At 73.5% G+C, this 21,564-nt stretch carries 20 protein-coding genes and 1 tRNA gene; 8 read left to right on the plus strand and 13 right to left on the minus strand.

Annotated elements, in window-relative coordinates; all coding sequences use genetic code 11:
- Positions 1–56: 56 nt before the first annotated feature.
- From FHX75_RS11415 to FHX75_RS11445, 7 genes are all read right to left on the minus strand, one after another.
- On the minus strand, positions 57–2,009 hold the full coding sequence (locus tag FHX75_RS11415) for a VWA domain-containing protein (protein ID WP_154939210.1): 1,953 nt from the start codon (positions 2,007–2,009) through the stop codon (positions 57–59).
- Positions 2,010–2,011: 2 nt separating this feature from the next.
- On the minus strand, positions 2,012–3,475 hold the full coding sequence (locus FHX75_RS11420; protein WP_154939212.1) for a magnesium chelatase ATPase subunit I: 1,464 nt from the start codon (positions 3,473–3,475) through the stop codon (positions 2,012–2,014).
- Positions 3,476–3,568: 93 nt separating this feature from the next.
- Positions 3,569–4,645: a hypothetical protein gene (locus tag FHX75_RS11425; RefSeq protein ID WP_154939214.1), complete on the minus strand. Its 1,077-nt coding sequence runs from the start codon at positions 4,643–4,645 to the stop codon at positions 3,569–3,571.
- Positions 4,646–4,719: 74 nt separating this feature from the next.
- A complete protein-coding gene (locus FHX75_RS11430) occupies positions 4,720–5,370 on the minus strand; it encodes a response regulator transcription factor (RefSeq protein WP_154939216.1) in 651 nt (216 codons plus the stop codon).
- Positions 5,367–6,668: a sensor histidine kinase gene (locus FHX75_RS31970; protein ID WP_154939218.1), complete on the minus strand. Its 1,302-nt coding sequence runs from the start codon at positions 6,666–6,668 to the stop codon at positions 5,367–5,369. Before FHX75_RS31970 ends, FHX75_RS11430 begins: the two co-directional genes overlap by 4 nt.
- A gap of 113 nt (positions 6,669–6,781) precedes the next feature.
- Positions 6,782–7,279 (minus strand): hemerythrin domain-containing protein, encoded by a 498-nt coding sequence (locus tag FHX75_RS11440; protein ID WP_154939220.1) that lies wholly within the window; start codon positions 7,277–7,279, stop codon positions 6,782–6,784.
- 5 nt (positions 7,280–7,284) lie between these two features.
- Positions 7,285–8,253: an aldo/keto reductase gene (locus FHX75_RS11445; RefSeq protein ID WP_154939222.1), complete on the minus strand. Its 969-nt coding sequence runs from the start codon at positions 8,251–8,253 to the stop codon at positions 7,285–7,287.
- A 68-nt stretch (positions 8,254–8,321) separates the two neighbouring features.
- On the opposite strand from FHX75_RS11445, the gene mgrA reads away from it, so the two are divergent.
- Positions 8,322–9,311 (plus strand): L-glyceraldehyde 3-phosphate reductase, encoded by a 990-nt coding sequence (gene mgrA / locus FHX75_RS11450; RefSeq protein WP_154939224.1) that lies wholly within the window; start codon positions 8,322–8,324, stop codon positions 9,309–9,311.
- A gap of 56 nt (positions 9,312–9,367) precedes the next feature.
- Here mgrA and FHX75_RS11455 read toward each other — a convergent pair whose 3' ends face one another.
- The gene (locus FHX75_RS11455; RefSeq protein WP_154939226.1) at positions 9,368–10,288 is read right to left on the minus strand and encodes a lytic polysaccharide monooxygenase auxiliary activity family 9 protein; all 921 of its coding nucleotides are present in this window, start codon (positions 10,286–10,288) and stop codon (positions 9,368–9,370) included.
- Positions 10,289–10,375: 87 nt separating this feature from the next.
- On the opposite strand from FHX75_RS11455, the gene FHX75_RS11460 reads away from it, so the two are divergent.
- Both FHX75_RS11460 and FHX75_RS11465 read left to right on the plus strand, forming a co-directional pair.
- Positions 10,376–10,618 carry a hypothetical protein gene (locus tag FHX75_RS11460; RefSeq protein WP_154939228.1) on the plus strand — a complete coding sequence of 81 codons (243 nt, stop codon included), beginning with the start codon at positions 10,376–10,378 and terminating at the stop codon, positions 10,616–10,618.
- A 136-nt stretch (positions 10,619–10,754) separates the two neighbouring features.
- Positions 10,755–12,584: a glycoside hydrolase family 15 protein gene (locus FHX75_RS11465; protein WP_154939230.1), complete on the plus strand. Its 1,830-nt coding sequence runs from the start codon at positions 10,755–10,757 to the stop codon at positions 12,582–12,584.
- A 266-nt stretch (positions 12,585–12,850) separates the two neighbouring features.
- Here FHX75_RS11465 and FHX75_RS11470 read toward each other — a convergent pair whose 3' ends face one another.
- The gene (locus tag FHX75_RS11470; RefSeq protein ID WP_154939232.1) at positions 12,851–13,345 is read right to left on the minus strand and encodes a GNAT family N-acetyltransferase; all 495 of its coding nucleotides are present in this window, start codon (positions 13,343–13,345) and stop codon (positions 12,851–12,853) included.
- 140 nt (positions 13,346–13,485) lie between these two features.
- Between FHX75_RS11470 and FHX75_RS11475 the strand changes: the two genes are divergently transcribed.
- The 3 genes from FHX75_RS11475 (at position 13,486) to FHX75_RS11485 (ending at position 16,525) form a co-directional block, all read left to right on the plus strand.
- Entirely contained in the window at positions 13,486–14,628 is a 1,143-nt protein-coding gene (locus tag FHX75_RS11475; protein WP_246157963.1) for a CapA family protein, read from the plus strand.
- Positions 14,629–14,835: 207 nt separating this feature from the next.
- Positions 14,836–15,300 carry a hypothetical protein gene (locus tag FHX75_RS31225; RefSeq protein WP_211364452.1) on the plus strand — a complete coding sequence of 155 codons (465 nt, stop codon included), beginning with the start codon at positions 14,836–14,838 and terminating at the stop codon, positions 15,298–15,300.
- Between the two features lie 19 nt (positions 15,301–15,319).
- Complete coding sequence (locus tag FHX75_RS11485; protein ID WP_246157964.1) at positions 15,320–16,525, plus strand: zinc-dependent alcohol dehydrogenase family protein; 1,206 nt, start codon at positions 15,320–15,322, stop codon at positions 16,523–16,525.
- A gap of 287 nt (positions 16,526–16,812) precedes the next feature.
- On the opposite strand, the gene FHX75_RS11490 is transcribed toward FHX75_RS11485, so the two are convergent.
- The 3 genes from FHX75_RS11490 to FHX75_RS11500 form a co-directional block, all read right to left on the minus strand.
- Positions 16,813–16,956, minus strand: coding sequence for a GNAT family N-acetyltransferase (locus FHX75_RS11490; protein ID WP_154939234.1), 144 nt, complete (start codon positions 16,954–16,956; stop codon positions 16,813–16,815).
- Positions 16,957–17,137: 181 nt separating this feature from the next.
- Positions 17,138–17,210: transfer RNA gene (locus FHX75_RS11495), tRNA-Ala, on the minus strand.
- A gap of 89 nt (positions 17,211–17,299) precedes the next feature.
- The gene (locus FHX75_RS11500) at positions 17,300–17,890 is read right to left on the minus strand and encodes a YqgE/AlgH family protein (RefSeq protein WP_154939236.1); all 591 of its coding nucleotides are present in this window, start codon (positions 17,888–17,890) and stop codon (positions 17,300–17,302) included.
- 150 nt (positions 17,891–18,040) lie between these two features.
- Between FHX75_RS11500 and FHX75_RS11505 the strand changes: the two genes are divergently transcribed.
- Entirely contained in the window at positions 18,041–18,844 is an 804-nt protein-coding gene (locus tag FHX75_RS11505; protein WP_154939238.1) for an S-methyl-5'-thioadenosine phosphorylase, read from the plus strand.
- 149 nt (positions 18,845–18,993) lie between these two features.
- On the plus strand, positions 18,994–20,589 hold the full coding sequence (gene mdlC, locus FHX75_RS11510; RefSeq protein WP_154939240.1) for a benzoylformate decarboxylase: 1,596 nt from the start codon (positions 18,994–18,996) through the stop codon (positions 20,587–20,589).
- A 4-nt stretch (positions 20,590–20,593) separates the two neighbouring features.
- Here the strand turns inward: mdlC and FHX75_RS11515 are convergent, their stop codons facing one another.
- Positions 20,594–21,535: a hypothetical protein gene (locus FHX75_RS11515; protein ID WP_154939242.1), complete on the minus strand. Its 942-nt coding sequence runs from the start codon at positions 21,533–21,535 to the stop codon at positions 20,594–20,596.
- Between the last annotated feature and the right edge of the window lie 29 nt (positions 21,536–21,564).

The following is a 21,564-nucleotide window of genomic DNA, read 5'->3' on the forward strand; positions in this document are numbered from 1 at the left end:
CCGCCGACCGGCGCGGACCGGGGCGTTACCGCACCGGGATCACCCGGACGGGCGGTTCAGCGCCGGCCCCGCCGGGCGCGCAGGTAGTCGGAGACGACGTACTCGCCGAGGTCGTCGACGTCGGGGGTGAACATCCGGCCCTTCGAGCGGCGGGCCACCGCGTCGACGAAGCGGCGCAGCCCCGGATCGTCGCCGAGCATGAAGAGGTTGAGCGTGGCGCCGTAGCGGGTCAGCTTGTCCACCTCGCGGATGGTCGCCTCGATCGTCTCCGGCAGCGGCGGCCAGTGGAACAGCGCCTCCCCGTCGTCCGGGTCGAGGTGGGCGGTCGGCTCCCCGTCGGTGACCACCAGCACCACCGGCTCCGCGCCGGGGTGCCGGCGCAGGTGTCGCCCGGCGAGCCGCAGCGCGTGCTGGAGGTTGGTGCCCTGCTGCATGTCCGGCTCCACCGCGGCCAGCTCCTGCTGGGTCAGCGTCAGCGCCTCCCGGCCGAAGCCGACGATCTCCAGGGCGTCCTGCGGGAAGCGGGTCGCCACCAGGTGCGACAGCGCCAGCGCCGTCTGCTTCATCGGCCCCCAGCGCCCCTGCGAGATCATCGAGTACGACAGGTCGACGCAGAGCGCCACCGCCGCCGAGGCCCGGCGCTCGGTCTCCACCACCTCGAAGTCGGAGACGTCGAGCTGGACCGGCACCGTGGGGCCGGCCCGGCGGACCGCCCGGGTGAGGGTCCGGACCACGTCCAGCGGCTGCTCGTCGCCGTACTCCCAGGGTCGGGACGCCCCGCTGACCTCGCCGGCCGCGCCCGCCGAGCGCAGGTCGTGCTGGCCGCGCGGCCCGGCCGTGAGATCGGCGAAGACCCGCCGCAGCGCGGTGCCGGCGAGCCGGCGCAGCGCCTTCGGGCTCAGGGTGAGCCCGTCGGCGTCCCGGCTCACCCACCCCTGCCGGCGCAGCTCCCGCTCCAGCTCCCGCAGCCGGCGGACGTCGTCGGCGGCGTCGCGGCCCAGCGTCCGGGCCACCGCCTCGACGTCCACGTCGTCGAGGGTCGCGCCGGGGTGCTCCTGGTCGAGGGAGTCGAGCAGGTCGTCCAGCTCGCCGATCTCGTCGAGCGCGCCGGCCGCCTCGCCGTAGCCGAGCGGCTGGTCACCGCGGACCCGCTCGCCGCGCCGCCAGTTCAGGTCGGGGCGCAGCGCCCGCAGGTGCCCGTCCAGCGCGGACAGCTCGCCGGCCAGCCGGTCACCGAGGGACTGCCGCATCAGCCCGGCCAGCTCCTCGCGCTGCTGGTCCGACAGCGACCGCATCAGCCGCTCCCCGGCGGCCGAGCGGCGGGCCAGCACGTCGACCAGCTCGTCGACGTCCTTCGGCCGCTCCGGGAAGAACTCGCCGTGCCGGCGCATGAACTCGGCGAACGCGTCGGTGGTGTCCTCGGCGCGGGCGTGCCGGGCCAGCAGGTCGTTGAGGTCACGCATCATCTCGGCCAGCTGCCGCTGCACCGCCGGGTCGCCGGCGGCCCGTGCCGCGTCGCGCAGCCCGGCGAAGCGCTGCTCCAGCACCTCGCCGCGCAGCCCGTCGAGGATCCTCTGGTACGCCTGCCGCGCCTCGTCGCTGGCCCACTCGTAGCCCGCCAGCTCCTGCACCGCGCGGGCGGTGGAGCGGGGCAGGTTGTCCAGCACCGCCTCGGCGAACCGCGCGTCGTCGTCGGCGCGCCCGCGCAGCTCGTCGCGTTCCGCCGCGAGCGCCTGGTCGAGCAGCGCCCGGGAGCGGGTCACCGCCCCGTCCAGGTCGCCCCGGCGCAGCGCCTCCCGGCGCAGCCGGCGGGCCCGGGCGGCCAGGTCGTCCAGGCCGCCACGCCCCTGCGGGCCCCGGCGCAGCAGGTCGCGCAGCGCGTCCCGCAGGCTGCCGCCGGCCAGCACCTCCGCGCCGACGGCGTCCACCGCGGCCCGGACGTCGTACGGCGGGGCGAGCGGGTCGGGCCCGCCGCGCCACTGGCCGTACCGGAACCGGTTGCCGGTCACGCTCAGCCCCGGCCGCCGTAGACGGTACGGCCCGACTCGGTGACGTCCTTGCCAAGCCGGCGGGTCAGGTGCAGCCCCTCCAGGACGAACTCGATCCCGGCGGCGGCCTCCTCCGGGGTGGGCGCGTCGCCCAGCCCGAGCCGGTCCAGCGCCTTGGCCAGCCCCGGCACGGTGCCGACCTGGCGCAGCAGCTCCGCCGAGGAAACCAGCTCACCGGTCTCGACGACGGTGCCCTCGGCGACCAGGCCGGTGAAGCCGGACAGGTCCAGCCCGGCCAGCCGGGCCCGGAACGTCTCGGCGGTGGCGGTACGCAGCAGGTGGGCCAGGATCTCGATCTCGCGCCCCTCCTCGCCGCTCTCGAACTCGACCTTGCCGCGCAGGGTCGAGGTCACCGACACCGCGTCGCCGACCCGCGCGACCGGGGCCTCGGGGCGTACCCCCTGGGCGGCGGGACCGGCGGCGAGCAGGCCGGATCGGCGCAGCGCGGCGGCGGCGACCGTCTCGGCGGCGGCGATCGCGAAGCGGGCGGAGACGCCGGAGCGCGGGTCCACCGACGGCGACTCCCGCACGGCGCGGGCGAACCGGGCGAGCACCTCCAGCACGTGCTCCGGCACCTCGGCGACCAGCTCGGCCTCCTGCCGGATCAGCGCCAGCTCCAGCTCCAGGTCGACCGGGTAGTGGGTGCGGACCTCCGCGCCGAAGCGGTCCTTGAGCGGCGTGATGATCCGGCCCCGGTTGGTGTAGTCCTCCGGGTTGGCGCTGGCCACCAGGAACAGGTCCAGTGGCAGTCGCAGCTGGTAGCCGCGGACCTGGATGTCCCGCTCCTCCAGCACGTTGAGCAGCGCCACCTGGATCCGCTCGGCCAGGTCGGGCAGCTCGTTCACGGCGAAGATCCCCCGGTTGGTACGCGGCACCAGTCCGAAGTGAATGGTCTCCGGGTCGCCGAGGGTACGGCCCTGGGCCAGCCGGATCGGGTCGACGTCGCCGATCAGGTCGCCGACGCTGGTGTCCGGGGTGGCCAGCTTCTCGCCGTAGCGCATCGAGCGGTGCAGCCAGCCGACCGCCAGGTCGTCGCCGGCCTCGGCGACCAGCGCGCGGGAGGCCGGGGTGAGCGGGTGCATCGGGTGCTCGTTGAGCACGGAGCCGGGAATCACCGGGGTCCACTCGTCGAGCAGCGCCACCAGCGAGCGGATCAGCCGGGTCTTGCCCTGGCCGCGCTCGCCGAGCAGCACCATGTCGTGGCCGGCGAGCAGGGCCCGCTCGACCTCGGGGAGGACGGTGTCGTCGTAGCCGACGATGCCGGGGAAGCGGTCGGAGCCGGAACGCATCCGGGCGAGGAGGTTGTCGCGGAGTTCCTGCTTGACGGTGCGGTGCCGGTGCCCGGCCGCGCGCAGCTCGCCGAGCGTGCCCGGCAGGTCGGCGGGCGGGACCGGGAGAACCTGGTTCGGCGCAGTCACCCGACCCAGGCTAGCGCAGGAAAACGAGGGTGCCCCGTCGATCGACGGCGCACCCTCGTCCCCCGGTGGCCGGGGCCGGCGGCGGGGCGCCGGCCCGCGGCGTCAGCCGCGACCGCAGCGGGCGCAGCCGCCCCGGCGGCGCAGGTGGTACGCATACGTGGCGGCACCGAGCGCGGCGCCCCAGAACGGCCAGAGCAGCATCGGGGCGCTGGCCATGCTGAAGCCGCCGCCCAGCCGCCAGAACTCGGGCGTGGTGACCAGTCCGAGGGTGGCCGCGGTGACCGCGAGCGCGACCAGGGTGGCCGGGACGACCGCGAGCTTCACCGGCACCGGCCGGCCGGCCAGACCGACCATCCAGCGCGGGAACAGCTCGCCCCAGCTCTGCACCAGCCCGAGGGTGAGGACCGCGCCCACGGTGGCGAAGGCGCCCAGCCCGGCGCCGGCCCAGACCTGTCCGGTCTCCCGCAAGTCGTCCAGCAGCTCCGGGGAGATGCCGAGCGGGATGCCGGCCGCCCAGGCGAACCGGGTCAGCGCGTACGCGAAGGGGATGGCCGCGGCGGTCCAGGCGGCCCAGCGTCCCCAGCGGGCGGCGGCCGCCCGGGTGGTCCAGCCCCGGTCGGCACTGCCCCGGCCGCAGGCCACGCAGGCGTCGGCGGTCCGCCGCTGCCAGACCAGCAGCGCCCCGGCCAGCAGCACTCCGCCCGCCATGGCGGCCACCTTGACGCCGAGCGACCAGGTGAAGACGTCGGCGTAGTCGACCGGCGGCCAGCCGAACGGGGCGCCGAGGATCAGCATCGGCGCGTAGCCGAGGATCACCAGCACCCGCGCGTCGGGCACCACCACGGCCAGGACGAAGGCGACCGTCCAGCCGTAGCCGAGCAGCAGCGCACGCAGCGGGCCGGGGGTGCGGGCGCCCTGGCTGCTCATGGCGAGCGCGGCGACCGCGGCGGCCAGCAGCATCCCGGCGAAGAGCGGCGGCGCGACGTCGACGGGAACCAGCCGGAGCAGGTTCGCCCCGCCGCCGTCCCGGTCGTTCGCACCGAACGGGTAGCCGGCGCCGGTCAGCGTGCAGAGCAGGGCGAGTGCGCCCCAGAGACCGAGCCAGCCCGCGGCCAGCGGGGCGAGCCGGTCGAGCCGGCGGAGGGCCGGACGGTGGGTGGGAACATCGGTCGTCGTCATGCTCTCAGCCTCGGCCGACGCACCCGGGAAACCCTCCCGAGCGGTGACGAACCCGCTCCCCCGGCCGAGGGGGATCAGCCGGTGGGGACGACGAAACCCGACTCGTAGGCGGCGATCACGGCCTGGGTGCGGTCCCGCACCCCGAGCTTGGCCAGCACGTTGCCGACGTGCGTCTTGACCGTCTCCACCCCGACCACGAGCTGCCCGGCGATCTCGGTGTTGGAGAGGCCGGTGGTCATCAGCCGCAGCACCTCCGCCTCCCGCTCGGTCAGCCGGGCCGCGCGCAGCCGGTCCCCGCCCGAGGACCCGTACGCCCCGGCGAGGCGGCGGATCGCGGCCGGGAAGAGCAGCGAGTCACCGGCGGCGACCGCCCGGACGGCGGTGACCACCTCCGCCGGGCGGGCCCGCTTGAGCAGGAAGCCGCTCGCGCCGGCGCGCAGCGCCTCGTAGACGTACTCGTCGTTCTCGAAGGTGGTGACCACGAGGACGCGGGGCGGGTCGGCGGAGGCGGCCAGCAGCAGCCGGGTGGCCTGGATGCCGTCGATGGCGGGCATCCGCACGTCCATCAGCACCACCCGGGGCCGCAGCCGCGCGACCAGCGGTGGCACCTCGGCGCCGTCGGCGGCCTCGCCCACCACCCGCAGGTCCGGCTGGGCGTCGATGATCGCCCGCAGCCCGACCCGGATCAGCTCGTCGTCGTCGACGATCAGCACGTCCGTGCTCACCGCGTCTCCCCCCTCGGCACCGGCAGCCGCACCCGGACCCGCCAGTGACCATCCTCCGGGCCGGCGGTGATCCGCCCGCCGAGCAGCAGCACCCGTTCCCGCATGCCGTCCAGGCCCCGGCCGCCGCGTCCCGGCCGCGCCGCGCCGCCCAGCACGTTCTCCAGCTCGATCTCCAACCAGCGCCGGCTCGGCGCGTCGGACGCCGCGCGAGGTGCGGGCACTGCCGCGTCTTCGGGTACGTCCACCCGCAGGCGCACCGGGCCGCGACCGTACCGGGCGGCGTTGGTCAGCCCCTCCTGCACGATCCGGTAGCCCTCCCGGGACACCGCCGGGGGCAGCTCTGCCAGCTCCCCGTCGACCCGCGCGTCGACCCGCAGCCCGGCCGCCCGGGTGTCCGCAACGAGCCGGTCGAGCTGGGCCAGGGTCCGCTGCGGGGCGGTGGCGGCCGGGGCACGGCCGGCGTCCTCGGTCTCCCGGAGCAGGCCCAGCACGTGGTCCAGGTCGTCCATCGCGTGCCGGCTGGTCTCCTCGATCGCGGCGAGCGCCCGGCGGGCGAACTCCGGGTCGCCGTCGAGGAGCTGGCGGGCCGCACCGGCCTGCAGGGTGGCCACGGTCAGCGCGTGACCCACCGAGTCGTGCAGTTCCCGGGCCAGCCGGTTGCGCTCGGCGAGCCGGGCCGCCCGCGCCGCCAGGGCGGCGAGCTGCTCGGCCGCCGAGGGGCCGAGCAGCGCCGGCGCCATCGAGGCGGCGAGCGTGCCCAGCCCGGCGACCGCGTAGCCGAGGCCGAGCAGCATCAGCACCCCGGTGAGGGTGAGCCAGCCGGTGTCCCGCCCGTCGAGCGGCCCCCAGCTCTCCTGGGCGACCAGCTGGGTGCCGACGCCGAACTGCTGGGCGATGAACGACAGCGCCATCGGCAGGGCGCTGATCAGCGCGAACATCACCGTTCCGCCGACGGTCATGTGCAGGGCGATCCAGAGCGCGGCGCGCAGCCGGGTCTCCCGGTCGGCCGGGTGCCCGGCGGCGGGTTCCGGCAGCGGCACGCCGAGCAGGGCGCGGGCGGCGGCGATCTCCAGCGTCCGGCTGCCGTCGAGGAAGAACGGCACCGCGCCGATGACGGCGGCCACCACCATCAGCGCGAAGACCAGCAGCCGGGGCACCTCGCCGCGGGTGAGGAGCTGGACGAAGGTGCCGGCCAGCAGCGCGTACGGCAGGGCCAGCACCCCGCCGAGCAGGAGGAACACGCCACGGCGACAGGTGCTCGCACGGACGAGCGGCGCGATCAGCGCCCGGGGAGTCACCGGGCCATTCTCCCGCCCCGCCACGCCATGCCGACTCCCCCGTGTCGGGGATTCCGGCGCCGCCTCGTCGCCCGCGGATCACTCCGGGCGGCGGTCCCCCGTCCGTCTGCGGCTCAGCGGTGCTCCTGCACGTACTTCTGCGGGTCCTTGTCGTCGAAGGTCAGGTTGCGCCCGTTCTTGTGCTCGCCGTAGAAGGTCAGCCAGCGGGCGCCCAGCTCGGCGCGGAGCTCGACGCTGGCGTGCCGGCGGAAGTCCGGCAGCGCCCCGTCCTCCTCCTCGGCGAGGTGCTCGCTGTTCTCCCGGCGGGCCTTCCACACCGCCGCCCACCACTCGTCGGAGCCCACCGGGTGCAGCTTCGACTCGGCGATGGCGTCGCGGATCTCGTTGTGGTCGCCGATGGCGTCGGTGGTCTCGTCCTCGCCGTCGTCGCCGTGCCGCACCAGGTGCGGATAGAGGATCGCCTCCTCCGCCTCGGCGTGGATGTCCAGGTGCAGGGCGAGCGCCTCCCAGACGGCGAGGAGTTCGGTCTCGTCGCGGGCGTCGTCGAGCCGGGCGAAACCGCGCCGGAAGGCGGCGTGGTCGTCCAGGATCAGCGCGGTGATGTCGTCCATGATGCTCACTTCCCCACTCGGGCGCGGATCAGCCTCGGCACCGCGGCCAGGCCGGTGACCGGCCGGAACTGCCGGGCGGCGGCGGCCAGGGCGGCGTACTCGTCGGCGCCGAGGTCGATCTCGGCGGCGGCCGCGTTGCGCTCCATCTGCTCCACACCGGACGCGCCGGGGATGGCCACCACGTTCGGGTGGTGCAGCAGATAGGCCAACGCGATCTGGCTGGGGGTGGCGTCGTGCGCGTCGGCCACCTCGCGCAGCGTCGCGATCAGGGCGGTGCCGCGTTCCAGGTTCACCGGCAGGAAGTACGGGTTCGCCCGGCGCACCGCCCCGCTCGGCGGGTGCTTCGCGTCGTACCGCCCGGAGAGGAAGCCCTGCGCGAGCGGGCTGTACGCGATGACGATCCGGCCGGCCTGCTCCGCGTACGGGATCAGGTCCTCCTCCGGGCCCCGGTCGATCATGCTGTAGCGGACCTGGTTGCTCAGCACCCGCCGGCCCAGCGCGGCCTCGGCGAACCGCCAACGGCGCAGGCTGTAGTTGCTGACGCCGACCTCGGCGACCAGACCGACGTCCTGCAACGCGCGCATGCCGCGCATGGTGGTGGTGTCGGCGACCACCGGGTTGGGCTGGTGCACCTGGTAGAGGTCGATGCCCTGCACGCCGAGACGGGCGGCCGAGGCGACCGCCCGCTGCTGCACCACCGGGGCGACCGGCAGGACCGGGAAGACCTTGCTGGCCACCACGACCTTCTCCCGGTCGGCGCCGAGGGCGGCCCCGAGGATCCGCTCGCTGCGGCCGAAGCCGTACACCTCGGCGGTGTCGAAGAGAGTGACCCCCAGGTCGAGCGCCCGCCGCACGATGTCCGCCGCCCGACGCTCGTAGTCGGGGCCGTAACCCCACTCCTTCGAGCCGAACTGCCAGGTACCGAGACCGATCTTGGAGATCGGCTTGGGCGTGTCGAGCGGGACGAAGCGCATGGGCTCGAAGCTACCCCCGCACACCGGGACGGCACGCCCGTTCCGGGACGCCGGATAGGGTCGGCGTCGTGACCTACCTCGCCGCTGATCAGCGTTACGACTCGATGACCTACCGACGGACCGGACGCAGCGGGCTGCGGCTGCCCGCCGTCTCGCTCGGCCTGTGGCACAACTTCGGGCCGGACCGGCCCTTCGAGCGGCAGCGGGACATCGTCCGACGCGCGTTCGACCTCGGGGTCACCCACTTCGACCTGGCCAACAACTACGGCCCGCCGCCCGGCGCGGCGGAGGAGGCCTTCGGCCGGCTGCTGGCGACCGACCTCAAGCCCTACCGGGACGAGCTGGTCGTCTCCACCAAGGCCGGCTACCTGATGTGGCCCGGCCCGTACGGCGAGTGGGGCTCCCGCAAGTACCTGGTCTCCTCGCTGGACCAGTCGCTGCGCCGGATGGGGCTGGACTACGTCGACATCTTCTACTCGCACCGGTTCGACCCGGACACCCCGCTGGAGGAGACGATGGGCGCGCTCGACGCCGTCGTCCGCTCCGGCAAGGCGCTCTACGTCGGCATCTCCAACTACGACTCCGAGCAGACCGCCCGGGCGGCGGCGATCCTGCGTGACCTGGGCACGCCGCTGCTGATCAACCAGCCGTCGTACTCGATGTTGAACCGGTGGACCGAGGACGACGGCCTGCTCGACACGCTGGCGGAGGTCGGCGCGGGCTGCATCGCGTACAGCCCGCTGGCTCAGGGCCTGCTCACCGACCGCTACCTCGCCGGCATCCCCGAGGACTCGCGGGTGCGCACCAGCGTCTTCCTCAACGAGAGCGACCTGACCGAGGAGAAGCTGGCCACCATCCGCGGCCTGGGCCGGGTGGCCGAGCGGCGGGGGCAGACCCTCGCCCAGCTCGCCCTCGCCTGGGCGCTGCGCGACCCACGGATGACCAGCCTGATCATCGGCGCGAGCAGCGTGGCCCAGTTGGAGGGGAACGTCGCCGCGGTGGAGAACCTCGACTTCACCGCCGAGGAGCTGGCCGAGATCGACGGCCTGCTCGGCTGAGCCGCCGAGGCGTCCCGGCCGCCGTCCACCGCTGGTGGGCGCGGCCGGGGCGCGGGTCACCAGATCCGGCGGCGGCCGGCGCGGTGGTTGCGCACCTCGCAGGCGCGGCCGGGCGGGACGGTGCCGGCCCGGCGCAGCCGCATGGCGACCATCGCGGCGAGCAGCACGGTGACCGCCGCCGCCGCGCCGACCACCAGCCGGAGGCTGTCACCGCCGAGGCGGGTCACCGACGCCACGGGTACGCCCGGATCGCCCGCCACCGGCGCCGCGGTCAACCCGGGCACGGCGGTGCTGGCGGCGCGCGGCGCGACGGCCGGGCCGGCCGGGCTGGCCGCTGCGGTGGGCGTGGCCCCGCCGGGCGTGCGGAACACCACGTCGGAGCAGGAGTAGTAGCTGTCCGGGGTGTCGGAGTTCTGCCACACGGTGTAGATCAGGTGCCGCCCCGTCAGCCCGGCCGGCAGCCGGCCCGCCAGCTGGTACGAGCCGCTGCGCAGCGGCGGATCGATCATCGTCAGGAACGGACGCGGCGAGAGGTCCGCCCAGGTCAGCCTGCTCTGCGGGTCGTAGCCGGGGCGCGTGGCGTAGAGCCGGAACGTGCCCTTGTGCGGGATGGTCCCCCGGTAGCGGAAGGTGAACTTCGCCCCGGCGGTCAGCTCCGTCGCCGGCCAGTCGGTGCGCGGCAGGTCCAACCCCCGGTACGCCGACAGCCCGCCGCTGCACAGCTCTCCGTCCGGGATCCGGTCCCGGTCCTTGCCGTTGACGCCGAAGACCCGGATGTTGTCCCACTCGCGTACCGCCGCTCCGGCCCGGACGGCGGCCCGGCAGGCCGGCGTCGCGGCGTGCGGGCCTTCGGGGCCGCAGGCCGCGGACCGGCTCAGCGGGCTGGTGGGCGCGCCGTGCGCGGCGGCGGGGGTCGCGGTCGGCAGGACGCTCGCGGCGACGGCCGCGAGGACGGCGAGCACTCGGCGTACGGTCATGATGGACCTCCCGAGCACTGGTACGGGCGGGAGCCGCCAAAGGTTCGACGGGCGGTGGTGCTGGCGCCGGCTGAGTAGCCTGGCCGCGTGCTTTGCCTTCCCGCGTATTCGTCCCCGACCGACCTGCCACCGCAGGCGGTGAACGCCCTGTCGCCGAGCCAGGTGCCGATCCTGGGCCTGGCCCTCGTCGCGATCGGCGGGTTCCTGCTGTGGCGCGCCGCTCAGCGGTCGAACCCTTCTCGGCAGGAGGAGCGCCGGGGCGGAATCGCGTTCCTGGTCCTCGGCTGCCTGATCGGCGCGGCCGGTGTGGTGAACATCTGGCTGGACTAGCCGGCCACGACGCGCCCCACCGCCCATCGCGGGACAGGTCGTGTCGGCACCTCCCGGGTGGCCCTCCAGTTCCAACATCACCTTTCGCCGGCATGCCCGTTTCACCCTCCGACGGCACAGCGGAGAAGGGGTCGGCGTGGAGGAATACCCAGCCATCGAGGACCACGGGATCATCGGTGACCTGCAGACGGCCGCACTGGTGGCTCGCGACGGCACGGTGACCTGGTTCTGCGCCCCGCGCTTCGACTCGCCGAGCATCTTCGCCGGTCTCCTCGACCGGCATCGTGGCGGGTACTTTCGCATCTCCCCCGACGGCGTCCGGTACCTGTCCAAGCAGCTCTACCTGCCCGGCACGCCGATTCTGATCACCCGCTTCATCAGCGCCGACGGCGTGGGAGAAGTCATCGACTTCATGCCGGTCACGGGCAAGCAGCCCACCGACCGGCACCGCCTCGTCCGGATCATCAACATGGTCCGGGGCAGCATGCGGTTCCGGATGGCGGTTCGCCCCCGCTTCAACTATGGCCGCGATCCACATGAGCTGGACCTACGTCCCGGCGGAAGCGTCTTTCGCAGTGCGTCGGCAACCCTGACGCTGCACACGTCACGTCCGCGCGGCCGGTTGGTTCCCCAGGAGCAGATCCACAACGAGGACGGGGACCTGCTGGCGTTCACCACTCTGCACGAGGGTGACACCGGCGCGATCGTCATGGACACCGCCTCCCCGGCAGAGCCGCACGTCATGCCGTTCGAGGAAGTCCAGCACATGTTGGAGCAGACGCGCGACTACTGGCGCCGCTGGCTGGACCGGTCCCGGTACCACGGGCGGTGGCGGGAGATGGTGGAACGGTCCGCGATCATGCTGAAGCTCATGACGTACGCCCCGACCGGCGCGATGATCGCCGCGCCGACCGTCGCGCTGCCCGAGGAGATCGGCGGCAACCGCAACTGGGACTACCGCTACACCTGGATCCGGGACACGTCGTTCTCCATGCACGCGCTGCTGAGCCTCGGGTTCACCGAGGAAGCCCAGCAGTACGCCGAATGGCTCGACGACCGGGTGCGCGAGGCCGGCGACAACGCCGCACCCCTGAAGATCATGTACCGGGTGGACGGGTCGTCCGACCTGACCGAGGAGACTCTCGACCACTTCGAGGGGTACCGCGGTTCCGGGCCGGTCCGAATCGGCAACGGCGCGGCCGACCAGCTGCAGCTCGACATCCACGGCGAGGCCATGTTCGCCATCCATCTGGCTGGCGGCCAGGGCCTCGACGCCTCCCACCGGGTCTGGCAGAGCACAGTCCGACTCATCGACTGGCTCTGCGACAACTGGGACCAGCCCGACGCCGGCGTCTGGGAGAGCCGCCACCATCCCCGCGACTACACCTACAGTCGGCTCATGTCCTGGGTCGCCTTCGACCGGGCGATCCGCCTCGCCGCCCGCCTCGGCCGGCCCGGCAACACCGACCGGTGGACCGACCAGCGCAACGCCATCTACAGCCAGATCATGGAGCGTGGCTATGATCCCGGCCGCCGCTCCTTCGTGCAGAGCTACGGGGAGAGCGTCCTCGACGCCGCGCTGCTCATCATGCCGGTGGTCGGTTTCGTAACGCCCACGGACCCGGCGTGGCAGTCCACCCTGCGCGCCATCGGTCAGGACCTCGTCTCGGACAGCCTCGTCTACCGATACGACCCCACCGCCTCGCCCGACGGGCTCCCCGGCAACGAGGGCACCTTCAACATGTGCACCTTCTGGTACGTCGAAGCCCTCGCCACCGCCGGACGCCTCGACGAGGCACGGCTGATCTTCGAGAAGATGCTCACCTTCAGCAACCACCTCGGCCTCTACTCGGAGGAGATCGCCCCCAGCGGCGACCAGGTCGGCAACTACCCGCAGGCGTTCAGCCACCTCTCCCTCATCAACGCGGCGGTCACCCTCGACCACCTGCTCACTCATCGGCGATAGCTCGACGCTCGCGGGTCGTTCAGGGCCGCCCTGAAGGCGTACCCGCCGTAGGGAGAGTTTGGATCCGGGGGTGGGGAAAGACACCGGCGCCGAGCCGGCCGGTCGGCTCGACCCGGGGCCAGCAAGGCCCCGACGAGCCGGAAGGCGGCGGCGAAGAAGGCGGCGGCGAAGGCCACCACCATGGAGTCCTTCGGCAACCGGCGCACCGCCCGCAAGACCGCAGGGTGAACATCTGGCTGGACCAGCCAGCCCCGGGATGCCGACGGTCAGGCCACGAGAATCTTGGCCATGATGTGCTCCCGACGCACCCCGTCGGGCATCAGATCGCCCAGCTCACCCGTGTCACGGAAGCCGTTGCGCTGGTAGAGCGCCCAGGCGTTCCGGTTGCCCTCCACCACGGCCAGGCGCAGTGTCTCCGCGCCCACCAGCCGAGCCCACTGCTCGACCGCCCGGACGAGATGGTCGCCCACGCTCCGGCCACGCCCCACCGGCGCCACATACATCGAGATCAGCTCGACGACGCCGTCCTGATCGGTCGGCACGCCGCTGGCCATCCCGGCGGGCTGCCCGTCGAGCATCGCGATGATGTTGTACGAGCCGGGGATGGCCAGCCGGCCGCGCCAGCGTTCCTCGCGGTCGCCCTCGCCCTGCCAGTCCGCCAGCTGGGAACCGAACGCGTACGCCGCCTCCGCCAGCGCGGCGAGCCGCAGCTCCCGCCACATCTTCCAGTCGGCCTCGCTGAGCACCCGCGTCTCGATCATGCGGGGAGGATGCCGCAGATGTGGGGAGCCGACAACCTGGTATCCGGTGACGAGGCGTGCCGACCGGGCCCTGTCGGCCGGCGGGCACCTCCGTCAGCGGCGGTGCGGCATCATTCGCCGCTGATCGGGAAGAGCCCGGCGTGCGCCTTCCCGTCATCCGCATGCTGCTCGTCGCCGCGCTGGTGGCCCCGCCCCCCGGGGTCGGCGCAGCCCGTGCGGAAGTGATCCACGACGGGTTGCCCGCCTCCGCGTCGGCGGCCCCGGCGAGGGCTCGGCAGGTCACCATCCTGGGCTCCGGCGACATCCTGGTGCACCCACCCACCTGGCAGCAGGCCGGCGCCGACGCCGTCAAGGCCGGTCGGCCCGGTTACGACTTCGACCCGATGTTCGCCCCCATCCGGCCCGCGGTCGAGTCCGCCGACCTGGCCATCTGCCACCTGGAGGCGCCAATGGGTCCCGGTGCGCCGGCGGACTTTCCCCGGTTCCGCGCCCCCACCGACCTGGGACCGGCCATCAGGACCGCCGGCTACGACACCTGTTCGACGGCCAGCAACCACTCCTTCGACCAGGGCGAGCAGGGCGTCTACGCCAACCTCGACGCGCTCGACGCCGCCGGGCTGAAGCACACCGGCACCTTCCGCAGCAGCGCCGCACAGGCCACCCCCACCATCTACCAGGTGAAGGGCGTCAAGATCGGCCACCTGTCCTGGGCTGCGCACTTCAACGGCCACCCGCCGCCACCGGGAAAACCGTGGCTGGCCAACCGCATCGACGTGCCCGCCATCAAGCGGGCCGCCGCAGCGACCCGCAAGGCCGGCGCGCAGATCATCGTCCTGTCCGCCCACTGGGGCACCGAGATGGAACACACCCCCGACGAGGACCAGTTGCGCTGGGCCAACGAGTTGATCACCGATCCGGACATCGACCTGATCATCGGACACCACGCCCACGTCGTGCAGCCCTTCGAGAAGGTCGGCGGCAAGTGGATCGCCTACGGTGTCGGCAACACCCTCGCCCGGCACGACTTTCCCAAGGACGCCAACCGTGAAGGCGTCCTGGCCAAGTTCACCTTCACCGAGCAGGCGGACCGCCGATGGACCGCCACCCGGGCGGAGGCGATCCCCATCTGGCTCTCCCTGAAGCCCACCATCCGGGTCCTCGACCTCGCCCGGCTCCCGGCGGTCGACCGGCGGCGAGAGACGTACCGGGCCGCCATGGACCGGATCAGCGGCTACCTCGACGCCCGCGGGGGCATCAACGACGGCCTGCACATTGCCCGCTAGGCCATGCCTGCGGGGCTCCGACCGTGGCGGGAAAGCCCCGGTCGGTAGGCCGAGCGGGTCCCCGCCGTAGGGAGAGTTTGGCTGCCGGGGGTGAGGGAAGACACCGGCGCCGAGCGGGCCGGTCGGCTCGACCCGGCTGGACCGGTCCGTCCCGTCAGCGGCATCGTCGGTGCGGGCCTCGGCAGGACATTCCGAGGAGGAGCGACGATGGCCGACGCTCGACGGAGCACGACCGGGGCCGCCGCCAGGCCCACCAGCGCCCGGAAGGCCACCGGGGCCAGCAAGGCCCCGATGAACCGCAAGGCGGCGGCGAAGAAGGTCGCGGCCGCCACGAAGCGGGCCACCGGGGCGAGCCTGGCCAAATCCCCAGGCGAGAAGCCCACCCCGACGACGGCGCGGGTGGCCCGGAAGAAGGCGACCTCCGCGACGGCCGCCCCGACCCGCACCCCGACCGCCAAGGCGGCCGCCGCCAAGAAGGCGCCCGCCGCCAAGAAGGCAGCCCCCGCCAAGAAGGCGGCGCCCGGGACGAGGGCGGCGACGAAGAAGGCGCCGGCGAAGAAGGCCGCGGCTGCCCGCGCGCGGACGACCACGGCCACCCGGGCGCCGGCGAAGAAGGCCACCACCATGGAGACCTTCGGCAACCGGCGCACGGCCCGCAAGACCAACCGCTGACGGTCCGCCGGTCCCGGCGATGCCGGAGCGGCATCGCCTCGGCCACGTCCGGGCCCCGGCCCACCTGTGTGGACGGCTCGGCACGCGCGCTGTCAAGGCGCTCCTCGTCGCGGCCAACGTGCCGCGCCCACCCAGCTCGTGCAGGCCGCTGCTGCGACGGAGAGCGCGCTGTGGGCGCTACGTACAGAGCAAGGAGAAACACCCGATGCGTCAAGTAGTCATGTACGCCCCCGGCGACGTCCGCGTCGAGGAGCGTGAGGACCCAAAGATCATCGAGCCCACGGACGCGGTCATCCGGGTGACCGCGACCTGTATCTGCGGGTCCGACCTGTGGCCGTACCGGGGTATCGAGGCCGTCAACGATCAGGTCATGGGCCACGAGTACGTGGGTGTCGTCGAGGAGATCGGCTCCGAGGTGAAGAACCTCAAGGTCGGCGACTTCGTTGTCGGGTCGTTCGTCATCTCCGACAACACGTGCGAGATCTGCCGGTCCGGCTACCAGTCCAAGTGCGTGCACGGCACCTTCGTGTCGACGATCGGCACCCAGTCCCAGAAGGCCCGTATTCCGCTGGCGGATGGCACGCTGGTTTCTACGCCGGGGCAGCCGGACCCGGAGCTGATCCCGTCGCTGCTGGCCGCGTCCGACGTGCTCGGCACCGGCTGGTTCGGTGCCGTCGCCGCCGAGGCCGGCCCCGGCAAGACAGTCGCGGTCGTCGGTGACGGCGCTGTTGGCCTGATGGCCGTCCTCGCTGCCAAGCAGCTGGGCGCGGAACGGATCATCGCCATGTCCCGCCATCCTGAGCGGCAGGAGCTGGCTCGGTTCTACGGCGCGACCGACATCGTGGAAGAGCGCGGCGACGAGGGCGTGGCGAAGATCAAGGAGCTCACGAACGGACTGGGTGCGCACAGTGTGATCGAGGCGGTCGGCACGCAGGAGTCGATGATGCAGGCCATCCGGTCCACCCGCCCCGGCGGGCACCTCGGCTTCGTCGGCGTTACCCACGGGGTCGAGCTGCTTGGCCTGGAGCTTTTCTTCGCCGAAATTCATCTGCACGGCGGGCCCGCCCCGGTACGCCGGTTCCTACCCGACCTGATCCAGCTGATCTGGGACCGCAAGATCGACCCCGGCAAGGTCTTCGACCTCGCCCTGCCGCTCGACCAGGCCGCGGAGGGCTACAAGGCAATGGACGAGCGGCGCGCCATCAAGGTGCTCCTCACCGTCTGAGACGCGACCCCTCGCGCACTTCCGCCCGCCCCGCGTCGTCACAGCGGAGCGGGCGAACGCCTTGTCACGACACCTCGTCTAGGCGGCCAGACCGTCGGCTTCCCAATGGAGCCGCCGTCACCACCCGGATAGCCGGAAATGTCACCCAGATCCCGAGACAGATCTGTCACGGACGTCCTGAGACCCCGACATTGCCGGCAGCCGGCCGTGTCCGTCACGGGACATGCGTGACGGTCCCGTCCCATTACATGTTCGACATGATCACGTGCGTCAGTGGCGAAGCAGCTTCACTCCGGTTGCCAGCGGAGCCAGCGCTGGTCGTGCTGGAAGCCCACCCGCTGGTAGAAGGGCACTGCGCGTTCGCTGGAGTGGACGGTCACGTGCTCCAGGGTCGAGAGATGGTCGGTGACCCAAGCGGAGAACAGCTCCATGAAGGCGGCGCGGTCTGTCCCGGTATAGCCGCGTTCCTCGGTCAGCCGGCCACCTGAGGCCGCCTAACGCCGCAGCATCGGCCGCCGTCGCCTCACGTACCGTGACCTGCATCCCCGTCCTCCCGCCGCCAGGAACGACAAGGGCGTCCGTCATCTCTGACGAACGCCCTGGTCTCAAGGGTGGAGCCGAGGGGACTCGAACCCCTGACCCCCACACTGCCAGTGTGGTGCGCTACCAGCTGCGCCACGGCCCCTTGCTGTCGTCCCGGTGTCCCGGGCACGCAGAGAACTATACACACGCCGCCCGGCATGGTCATCTCGCGGGGTCCCCACCCCGCCGCGGCTAGTTCAGCGCCACGTCGGGCGGGAAGTGGGCGACCGCCGCCATCATTCCGCCCTGTCTCCGCAGCACCATCGGCCACAGGTCGTCCGGCCGGTCGACGAAGGCGTCCCCCGGCAGCGCGTCGAAGACGAACCAGGAGCCGTCCTCGATCTCCTGCTCCAGCTGACCCGAACCCCACCCCGAGTAGCCGGCGAAGACCCGGATGCCGCCGATGCCGTCGCGCAGCTTCTCCGGGTCGGCCGACAGGTCGACGGTGCCGACCGCGCCGGAGATCTGCTGGAAGCCCTTGAGCCGGCGCATCGGGTGCCGCATCCGGGCGAGGCAGATCGCCGAGTCCGGCTGCACCGGGCCGCCCTCGAAGAGCACCGCGGGGTGCCGGGCCAGGTCGCTCCAGTCACCCAGCACGTCGGCGACCGGCACTTCGGTCGCCCGGTTGAGCACCACGCCGAGCGCCCCGCCCGCTTCGTGGGCGACCAGCAGCACCACCGTGCGATCGAAGTTCGGATCCTTGAGGGCCGGGGTGGCGACCAGTAGTCGCCCGGTCATGGACTCCATGGCTCGACCGCCGATCGCCCGTCCCTCCTCCTGCATCTCGGACACCGTCAGCCGCGCGCCGGGTCGTGGAACCGGTTGCCGTCGGCCATCCGCGCTGTCACCGCCATGCCTGGCACCATAGCCTGCGCCCGGGGTGGTGGCTAAGGTCTGACCGGCGGGTGATCGAGCGGGAACGAGGGAGGGTCGATGGGTCCGACGGCGGACATCGCGGTGATCGGCGGGTCGGGGCTCTACGCGCTCCTGGACGGTGCCACCGAACACATGGTCGAGACACCGTACGGGGCGCCTTCGGACCCGATCACCGTCGCGGAGGTGGGCGGGCGGCCGGTGGCCTTCCTCCCCCGGCACGGCCGCGACCATCGGTACCCGCCGCACCTGATCCCGTACCGGGCGAACCTGTGGGCGCTGCGGTCGCTCGGGGTGCGCCAGGTCGTCGCCCCGTGCGCGGTGGGCGGTCTGCGGCCGGAGCTGGGCCCGGGCAGCTTCGTGGTCCCCGACCAGCTGATCGACCGGACCAGCGGTCGGGCGCAGACCTACTACGACCGGGGCGCGGTGCACGTGCCGTTCGGCGACCCGTACTGCCCGGTCGGCCGGCGTACGCTGCTGGCCGCCGCAGCCGGTCGGGACGTGGCGGCGGTGGACGGCGGCACGGTGGTGGTGGTCGAGGGTCCGCGCTTCTCCACCCGCGCCGAGTCCCGCTGGTACGCCTCGATGGGCGGCACGGTGGTCAACATGACCGGCCACCCGGAGGCGGTGCTCGCCCGCGAGTTGGCCCTCTGCTACACCTCGATCGCGCTCGTCACCGACCTGGACGCCGGCGTGGAGGCCGGCCAGTCGGTCACCCAGGAGGAGGTGTTCCGGGTCTTCGCCGAGAACACCGACCGGCTGCGCGGGGTGCTGCTGGACGCGGTGGGCGCGCTGCCGACCGACCGGGACTGCCCGTGCGGGCACGCCCTGGACGGCATCAAGACCCCCTTCCCGCTGCCCTGACCGTCCCCGGCCGGGTGCACCCGCCCCGGTGAGCGGCAAAGCGCCCGACTTGTCCACCTGCCACCGATAGATTCGGCAGGTCGGGAACCCTCTGTTGGCGTGGGCGCCGACGGGCGCCGGCACGCGCCGGGACAGGGAGGCGGGGGGCGATGGCGACCGTCCGGGACACCACCTACGAACTGCTCCGCGCCCTCGGCATGACCACCGTCTTCGGCAACCCCGGCTCCACCGAGCAACCGTTCCTGCGGGACTTCCCGGCGGACTTCCGCTACGTGCACGCCCTGCACGAGGCGTCCGCGGTGGCGATGGCCGACGGGTACGCGCAGGCCACCGGCCGTCCGGCGCACGTCAACCTGCACACCGCGCCGGGCACCGGCAACGGCATGGGCAACCTCGTCACCGCCTGGCACAACCGCACGCCGCTGATCGTCTCGGCCGGCCAGCAGAGCCGGGAGATGCTGTTGACGGAGCCCCGACTGACCAGCCGGGCACCGACCGAGCTGCCCCAGCCGTACGTGAAGTGGAGCTACGAGCCGGTCCGCGCGCAGGACCTCCCGGCGGCGTTCATGCGGGCGTACGCGAGCGCCGCCCAGCCCCCGGCCGGGCCGGTCTTCCTCTCCCTGCCGCTGGACGACTGGGACCAGCCGGCGGATGCGGCGCCCCAGGTGCGTACCGTGGCGACCCGGTTCGGGCCCGACCCCCGGCGGCTGCGGGAGTTCGCCGCGCTGCTGGCCGCCAGCCGCTCCCCGGTGCTGGTGCTCGGCGCGGCGGTGGACCGGGCCGCGGCCTGGCCGCTGGCGGTGGCGGTGGCCGAGCGGCTGGCCGCCCCGGTCTGGTCCGCACCGGCGCCGGAGCGGGCCGTGTTCCCGGAGCGGCACCCGCACTACCGGGGGGTGCTGCCCTTCGCCATCGCGCCGCTGGCGGAGAAGCTGCGCGGGCATGACACGGTGCTGGTCGTCGGCGCCCCGGTGTTCCGGTACTACCCGTACGTCCCCGGCACGCACCTGCCCGACGGCGCCCGGCTGCTGCACGTCACCGACGACCCGGACGAGGCCGCCCGGGCACCGGTCGGCGACAGCCTGCTCGGTGACGCCGGGCTGACCCTCGCCGCGCTGCTGGACCTGCTCCCGGCGGCCGACCGACCGGCTCCGGAGCCCCGGCCGGCGGTGGCGCCGCCGGAGCCGGCCGACCCGCCGGACGCGGACACGCTCTTCGCCGCGCTGGCCGCCTGCTGGCCCACCGACGGGGTGCTGGTCCAGGAGTCGCCGTCCAACCTTGCCGCGCTGCGCCGCCGGCTGCCGATGGTCCGGCCGGCGTCGTACTTCACCATGGCCAGCGGCGGGCTCGGGTACGGCCTGCCGGCGGCGGTCGGGATCGCCCTCGCCGAGCGGGACACCGGTCGCGGCCGGCCGGTGGTCGCGGTGATCGGCGACGGCTCGTTCCACTACTCGGTGCAGGCGCTCTGGACCGCCGCCCGGCTGCGCCTGCCGGTGGTCGTGCTGGTGCCGGTCAACCAGCAGTACGCCATCCTCAAGTCGTTCGCCGAGCTGAAGCACACCCCCGGCGTGCCCGGGCTGGACCTGCCCGGCCTGGACATCACCGCGATCGCCCAGGGGTACGGCTGCGCCACCAGGGTCGTCAGCACGCCGGACGACCTGTCCGACGCGCTGGCCGACGCACTGCGCGCCGAGGGCCCGACGGTGCTCCCGGCGCCGATCAGCGGCGAGCTGCCCCGGATCCTCTGACCGGTCAGCCGACCCGCTGGGTCAGCACCCGCCCGGTCAGCACGTCGAGCACCGGCCGGCCGCCGAGCGGCGCGGAGAGGGTGACGGTGACCGGCTCCAGCTTCAACTGGTCGGTGCAGACGCCGCTGGCCCGGACCACCCCGCCGCCGACCACCACCACGTCCTCGCGCTCCTGCACCAGCGGGGTGATGCCGGTGTCGCAGGCGCCCACCCCGAGCACGTAGGTCAGCCGCGTGCCGTCCACCCGTTCGGTGTGCTGGGCGCCCACCACGTCGGCGGGAGCGGGCCGGGCGGGAGCCGTCGGCTCGGGCACCGGGGTGACCGACTGCGGCGCGACGGCCACCCGGGCCACCGGGGCGGCCAGTCCCTCCACGGTGAACAACCAGGCCGGTACGTCGGCCGCGCCGCGGCTGGTCCGGACCGAGGCGGTGCCGAGCCGGACGGCGGTGACGGTGAGCGGGACGCAGGCGGTGGCGACCGGGCTGGAGACGGAGCCGTCCGGCCCCGGCTCGATCGTCGGGCCGGGCGCCTTCGGCCGTCCCTCGCACGGCGGCGGGTCGCCCTGGTCCAGCTGCCGGTACGCCTCGGCGGCGCTGAGCAGCGGCGCGGTCATCGTGCCGTCGGGGAACCGGATCGTGCCGTCGGCGGGGCGGGCGGCCGGCAGCTCGATCTGATCCCGGTACCAGCCGGCCAGGAAGGCGGTCTCGGTGTCGGCGGTGAACCCGGGGTCGCCGACCAGCACGGTCGGGTCCTGCAACGGCACGTACCCGCTCCGCCAGGCCGGTGCGGGGCGCCAGTCCTCGGCGACCTCCGCGGCCCGCTGGTGGAACGCCTCCCAGCGGTGGTCCGGGCCGGCCGACGGCCCGGCCGGGTCGGAGCCGGCCGGCGCGCAGCCGGCCACGGTGACCACCAGGGGCAGGCCCAGCAGGGCGATGAGTCGACGCATACCCACTTGGACGCCGCCCGGCACGGGCC

Source organism: Micromonospora palomenae, from assembly GCF_007829925.1.
Lineage (GTDB): Bacteria > Actinomycetota > Actinomycetes > Mycobacteriales > Micromonosporaceae > Micromonospora > Micromonospora purpureochromogenes.